Raw genomic sequence first — 1,611 nt, forward strand, 5'->3', positions numbered from 1 at the left:
CCCGCCCCGGCGGGCCGGTGGCCATGAAACGTCAACCCGGCACCGCCCACGCGGACAAGACCGGGACCGTCCCACCGCAAGGCGGGACATGCCGATCAGTCGCTAAAGCGCACTGACAGGTAACGGTGACCGGTGGATGGTCACGCTGCTCGGCGTCGGCCCGGACCAGGCCCGCCGACCGACCCGGAGGGCTACCTCGCCTTCGCCGGGCGGCTGCCGGCGCCGGAGCTGCACGCGCTGCTGAGCCGGGCGGAGCCGCTCGGACCGCCCAAGCGGATGCGGCTGCCCACCGGCGTGCGCCGCCGCTACGAGCGGCTCACCCACCTGCCGGCGGGCTTCCTCGCGGTCGCCGACGCGGTGTGCAGCTTCAACCCGGCGTACGGGCAGGGCATGACGGTGGCCGCGGCGGAGGCGATGGTGCTGCGCGACTGCCTGCGGCAGGGCCGCGGGGACCTGCCCCGCCGGTTCTTCGCGGCAGCGGCCAAGGTGGTGGACGTGCCGTGGGACATGGCCGTCGGCGGCGACCTGCGCCACCCGGCGGTCGTCGGCCCGCGCAGCCGCCGGACCCGCTTCCTCAACGGGTACGTCGCCCGGCTGCACGCCGCCGCCCCGCGGCATCCGGTCGTCGGGCGGCGCTTCCTCAGCGTGGCCAACCTGATGACGCCGCCGGGGCTGTTCGCGCCGGGGATCGTCGCCCGGGTGCTCTGGTCCGGCTGGCGTACCACGCCTCAGGTGGTCCGACCGGAGCCGGCGGCCCGGGTCGAGGAGCTGGCCGCCCGGTGACCCGGGCGCCCGGTCAGCGTTCCGGGACGGGCTCGCCGAGCCGGCCGTCGACGACCTGGCGGGCGGCGAGCGGACCGTCCAGCCGGAACCGGATCCGCCGGCTTTCCGCGATGTCGCCGCCGGCCCACGACCACCGGTTCGGTGGCCGCATCGAGACGTGCAGGACGACGCTGCCGGCGTCCTCGACCGCGGTCGCCCGGTCCAGCACGAAGTCGGGATGGGCCGAGACGACCGCCATGATCACCCGGGGATCGGCCGTGCGGTCGTACGCCTCGACGGAGACCGGTTCGGAGATCGGCCGGGGCAGGTCGCGGAGCACGGGCACCGCGCCGACCGCGAGCACGGCCAGCAGCACGAGGCCACCCGCCCCGGGACGCCGCCAGCGTGCCATCGCCACCTCCTAAGGGAGCAGCCCGGCCCGGCGGGCCGCGACCACGACTTCGAGGCGCGTGTGCGCGCCGAGCTTGCGCATCGCCGAACGCAGGTAGCTCTTCACCGTCTCCGGGCGCAGCCCGAGCCGCTCGGCCACGTCGGCGTTGGTGCAGCCCAGGGCCACGCAGGCGAGCACGTCGGTCTCCCGCGGCGACAGCGCCGCCGACGACGGTGGCCGGTGGGGTCCGGCGACCGCGCCGGCCAGCCGGTCGGCGACCGCGTCGAGCCGGTCCCGCAGCTCCGGGTCGTCGACCCGGCGCAGCAGGCCGCGCAGCTCGGCGTGCGCCTGGCGGACCTGTTCCCACTCCGGCCCGGTCCGGTCGCCGTGCCCCGGCGTGACCGTCGCGGCGGCCACCACCGCCCGCGCCGCGTCCCGGTCGACCAGGCGGCGCTCCA

Annotated in this window: 3 protein-coding genes; 1 reads left to right on the forward strand and 2 read right to left on the reverse strand. The window is 76.9% G+C overall.

Going from position 1 to position 1,611, the window contains the following annotated elements:
* The first annotated feature begins 132 nt into the window (after positions 1-132).
* A complete protein-coding gene (locus ACWEVO_RS36255) occupies positions 133-783 on the forward strand; it encodes a hypothetical protein (protein ID WP_452311902.1) in 651 nt (216 codons plus the stop codon).
* 13 nt (positions 784-796) lie between these two features.
* Here the strand turns inward: ACWEVO_RS36255 and ACWEVO_RS36260 are convergent, their stop codons facing one another.
* Together ACWEVO_RS36260 and ACWEVO_RS36265 are read right to left on the reverse strand one after the other, a co-directional pair.
* Positions 797-1,174 (reverse strand): hypothetical protein, encoded by a 378-nt coding sequence (locus tag ACWEVO_RS36260; RefSeq protein WP_452311903.1) that lies wholly within the window; start codon positions 1,172-1,174, stop codon positions 797-799.
* A gap of 9 nt (positions 1,175-1,183) precedes the next feature.
* A partial coding sequence (locus ACWEVO_RS36265) for a response regulator transcription factor (protein WP_452311904.1) occupies positions 1,184-1,611 on the reverse strand: 428 nt, incomplete at its 5' end.

The sequence above is a fragment of the Micromonospora sp. NPDC003776 genome (genome assembly GCF_053605645.1).

Coding starts and splice junctions, on each gene's coding strand:
- ACWEVO_RS36260 (WP_452311903.1), bottom strand. CDS start 1,174: ATGGCACGCTGGCGGCGTCCCGGGGCGGGTGGCCTCGTGCTGCTGGCC.